5 protein-coding genes and 1 pseudogene are annotated in these 3875 nt (G+C 74.6%); 1 reads left to right on the top strand and 5 read right to left on the bottom strand.

The annotated features are described in order from the left end of the window. Nucleotides 1–583: 583 nt before the first annotated feature. From amaP to AXW62_RS22540, 5 genes are all read right to left on the bottom strand, one after another. The gene (gene amaP / locus AXW62_RS22520) at nt 584–1138 is read right to left on the bottom strand and encodes an alkaline shock response membrane anchor protein AmaP (RefSeq protein WP_060946123.1); all 555 of its coding nucleotides are present in this window, start codon (nt 1136–1138) and stop codon (nt 584–586) included. A 7-nt stretch (nt 1139–1145) separates the two neighbouring features. Beyond that, nucleotides 1146–2015 (bottom strand): DUF6286 domain-containing protein, encoded by an 870-nt coding sequence (locus AXW62_RS22525; RefSeq protein WP_174556416.1) that lies wholly within the window; start codon nt 2013–2015, stop codon nt 1146–1148. Beyond that, nucleotides 2012–2395 carry an Asp23/Gls24 family envelope stress response protein gene (locus AXW62_RS22530; protein ID WP_060946124.1) on the bottom strand — a complete coding sequence of 128 codons (384 nt, stop codon included), beginning with the start codon at nt 2393–2395 and terminating at the stop codon, nt 2012–2014. The genes AXW62_RS22525 and AXW62_RS22530 overlap by 4 nt, the downstream gene beginning before the upstream one ends. Before the next feature lie 107 nt (nt 2396–2502). Next, nucleotides 2503–2694, bottom strand: a complete 192-nt coding sequence (locus AXW62_RS22535) for a hypothetical protein (RefSeq protein WP_030841226.1) — start codon at nt 2692–2694, stop codon at nt 2503–2505. A 41-nt stretch (nt 2695–2735) separates the two neighbouring features. Then, complete coding sequence (locus tag AXW62_RS22540; protein ID WP_030841223.1) at nt 2736–3245, bottom strand: Asp23/Gls24 family envelope stress response protein; 510 nt, start codon at nt 3243–3245, stop codon at nt 2736–2738. A gap of 172 nt (nt 3246–3417) precedes the next feature. On the opposite strand from AXW62_RS22540, the pseudogene AXW62_RS44065 reads away from it, so the two are divergent. Further along, nucleotides 3418–3875, top strand: a pseudogene (locus tag AXW62_RS44065) (nucleopolyhedrovirus P10 family protein); the annotation flags it as partial.

The raw sequence follows: 3875 nt of genomic DNA on the forward strand, positions 1-3875 counted from the left end.
GCCCCCCGCCGGGACTCCGCCCCGGACCCCGCCAGCGGTCGCCGAAGAGACGGGAGGGGCGGGGACCGCACCCGCGCCCGGACGAACCCGAAACAGAACAGGCATCCGGACCACCGGGGCGCGGACGCCGACGAGGCGGGAGGGGACGAGGTCGTACCCACCCCGGCCCAGCACCCGCGCCACCCGGCACACCCGTCACCGGACAGGCACTCAGGACCACCGGGATACGGACACCGACACGACGAGACGAGAGCGGGATCGTACCCACCCCGGCCCAGCACCCGCGCCACCCGGCACACCCGTCACCGGACAGGTGCCCGGGGCCGCCGGAGTGCGGTCGCCGACGAGGCGGGAGGGGGCGGGGTCGGAGGGGTGGGGTCCTGGACGCTTACGTGTATTTGTGGCGCCAATCTCCGGCCCACCCCACGCTCAACTGTCGTCGGCGCCGTAAATATACGGTCCAGGACCCCGCCCCGGAGGCCCCGCACCCGCACCCACCCACACAACCGACCGCGCACCCCAGGGCACCCCCGCCCCCGGGCAACCACCAAGTACCCGCACCCGGAGGCCCCGCCCCGTAGAGCTACCGGGCCCGCTCCGCCCCGTGCCGCGCCACCCGCAGCCGCACCTCCGCCGGAAGCCGCTCCAACCCCGCCGAGCGCCGCGCCCGCTCCAGCGCCTTCCCCCGCAGCCCGTCCAGCGTCGGCGCCGGCTCCGCACGCGCCTCCAGCACCAGCCCCATCCGGGCCTCCGGTGTGGTGCGCCGGCCCCGCAGCAGGACCTCGGCCCGCTCCACCCCCTCCAGCGACTCCGCGTCCGCCAGGAGCGCCGCTTCCAGGGCCCGCCCCCGCAGCAGCGCACCCTCGCCGTCGCCCGTCTCCACCAGCACCTCCCGCAGCCGCCGTCGCCGCAGCTGCGCCAGGAGCCAGCACAACGCGAGCACGAAGAGCACCGCCAGCACCGCGATGACGACCGGCCACCACCACCCGGCGTCCCGCCAGCGCATCCGGTCCGCCCGGCTGAGCAGCACATCGTGCCGTCCGTCGAACGGCGGCCACCCGGCCAGCACCACCGCGCCCGCACCGGCCGACACCAGACCCACGACGCCCAGCAGCACCCGGTTGACGACCCTCAGCATCGACCGCTCACCTCTTCGACTTCGCCGGCCGCCGGACATGGACGGACAGGGCGGGCCGCCGGGCCAGGCCCAGCTGCCGGATGCCCTCATGAAGGGCGGCGTCCAGATCCGCCCGTACCTCGTCGAGGTCACGGAAGTGGGCCAGCGCGCGGGCCCTGATCCGCCGGCGGCCGACGTCGACGCGCGCCGCCCGCACACCGGGCACCTCCATCGCCCGGTCCCGCAGCACCAGCCCCGCCGAGGTCCGGTCGATCCCCGCCCGGACGACGGCCCCGGCCCCGGAACCACCACCCCCGGCAGCACCCTCGACGCCCGCCTTCGGCGGACGCATCGGGAGCAGCCCGCGCAACCCCGGCGTCAACGCGAGGACCACCATCCACACCCCCAGCACAGCCAGCAGCCCCGCCCCGCCCATGACCCACGCGTCGTCCAGCGGGCGCGTGGCGAGTTGATCGGCGAGCCAATCCCGCCAGCGCATCGCGGGCCGGCCCGAGCGCACGGCCGCCACGTCGTACAGCAGCAGCCCGGCCACGGCGGCGAGGACGAGGGCGACGATCCCGGCCGGTACCCGCCGCACCGACCAGAAGCGCCTGACCCGCACGGACGGATTCCGGTCCCCCGAACCGGTGCCCGTCCCCGTACCCGCACCCGCGCCGTACGCGGACGGGGACGCGGACGCGGGCGGGGACGCGGACGCGGGCGGGGACGGGGACGCAGATGCGGACGGGGACTGACGCGTCCTCTGGTCGGCGTTCGTCTTCTCCAGGTTCACCCGGTCCGCGCCGGCCCGGCCCGCATCCGCCCGGCCCTCGTTGGCCTGACCCGCGTCCACCCGGCTCTCGTTCGCCCGGCCCGCGTTCGCCCGGTCAGCGTTCATCGCACCCTGTCCCTCCCCCGGTGCGCCCTCTGCTCCGGGTGCTCCCACCGCGGCACATGGAGCCGTTCGACCGTCACCGCGACCTCGGGCACCTCCATGCCGGTCAACTCGCCGACCCGTTCGACCACGTGGCGACGTACCGCCCCGCACTGGGCGCCGATGTCCGACGGATAGCCGAGCTCCACGGCGACCCGGACCCGCGCGACGCCCCCGCGCACCGCGGCGACGGCGTTCGGCCGTGCCGCGGCGGCATCGGTAAGGGCGGCATCCGGAGCGGTGGCGGCGCCGGCGCGCAGCGCCTCCCGCGCCGCCTGCGAGGCGATCTTCGCGACGACCCGGTCCGCGATGCGCGTCGCGCCCCGCTCACCCGCCTCGACCACGGCATGTCCTTACTGTCGTCCTGTCGTCACGGCCTCGACTGTCGTCACGGCCCCCACCGTCGGCACGGTGTTCACCGTCGGCACGGCTTCCACCGCCGTCATGGTGTTCACCGTCGCCGTTCGTCACGGCCACGGGAACGGAAGAAGTCACCCGGCTCCAGATCACCGTCCAGGAATCGGCCGACAATGAACCCGACGGCGCCCAACGCCGCCACCAGCAGAAAGGCCCCGAAACCACCAAAGTAACCGGCGAATGCCAGCGCCATTCCCGCGATCATCCCGACCACGGCCATGCTCATCGTGTGCTCCCCTGCTGGAGCCGACCGGAACCGCTGCCGGACTACTGGAGCCGCGGCTCCGGCGATTCCTCTTCTTCGTCCGGCAACTTGACATCACTGACCGCGATATTGACCTCGACCACTTCGAGGCCGGTCATCCGCTCGACCGCCGCGATCACGTTCTCCCGCACGGCCCGTGCGACATCGGCGATGGAGACCCCGTAGTCCACCACGATCTCCAGGTCGAGGGCCGTCTGCACCTCCCCCACCTCCGCCTTCACCCCTCGGGTGACCGACCGGCCGCCGGGCACCCGGTCCCGTACGACCCCGAAGGTGCGCGCGAAGCCGCCGCCCATCGCGTGGACGCCGACCACATCGCGGGCCGCCATACCGGCGATCTTCTCCACGACGCCATCAGCGATGGTGGTGCGACCCCGTGAGCCCGGATCGCCTCCGCCGCGCCGCACCCGGTCGGGGGCGGGGGCCGTGCCGCCTCCCGGCGTCTTGGGTGTGTCGGCGGCGGGCTCCGTGGCGGGGTTCTCGGATCGGTTCCGTGGCGCGGTATCAGACATCACCGGTCGTCCCTTCCGAGGCGAAGAGCGGTGGAAGAGCTTTTCGCTCGCTCTACTTGCCAGCCTAAAGGCGTTTTCCCCGAACCGCCTCGGAGATGCGGCACTCGCGCGATCGATACGGCAGGCTGGGACCAACAGCCCAGTGGGACGTACGGCGCCGAAGGGAGAAGCGGTGGTCACCGACCGGCTCGCGCAGACCGTGCGGGAACAGCTGCGGCTCGGCAGGCTGCTGCCCCTGGGCGGGCGGGAGGACGGCTCCTGGATCACCGAGCGCGCGGCGAGCGAGGTGCTCGGGCGGGCCGCCGCCGAGGTCGCCGACGTACGCCTGACAACGCTCCGGATCGCGCCCGCCGACCCCGACACCGCCGAGTCCCCGGCCGTTCCGCCCCCGCCGAGCGCGCTGCCGCCAGGGCCCCTGCGCATCGCGGCGAAGTGCGGGGCGACACCGGCGGAACCGTTTCCGGCGACGGCCGACCGGCTGCGCGAGGTGCTGCTCGGGGCGGCGGCGGACCGGCTGGGCCTGCTGGTGGAGGCGGTGGACGTACGGGTGACGGAGGTACTGGAAGCGCCGGCGGAACCCCCGCGCCCGGCCCCGCCACACCACGGACCACAGCCGCCCCCGGCCCCACC

It is taken from the genome of Streptomyces hygroscopicus subsp. hygroscopicus, from assembly GCF_001553455.1.
Classification (GTDB): domain Bacteria; phylum Actinomycetota; class Actinomycetes; order Streptomycetales; family Streptomycetaceae; genus Streptomyces; species Streptomyces hygroscopicus.

Coding starts and splice junctions, on each gene's coding strand:
- AXW62_RS22535 (WP_030841226.1), bottom strand. CDS start 2,694: ATGAGCATGGCCGTGGTCGGGATGATCGCGGGAATGGCGCTGGCATTC.
- AXW62_RS22525 (WP_174556416.1), bottom strand. CDS start 2,015: ATGAACGCTGACCGGGCGAACGCGGGCCGGGCGAACGAGAGCCGGGTG.
- amaP (WP_060946123.1), bottom strand. CDS start 1,138: ATGCTGAGGGTCGTCAACCGGGTGCTGCTGGGCGTCGTGGGTCTGGTG.
- AXW62_RS22540 (WP_030841223.1), bottom strand. CDS start 3,245: ATGTCTGATACCGCGCCACGGAACCGATCCGAGAACCCCGCCACGGAG.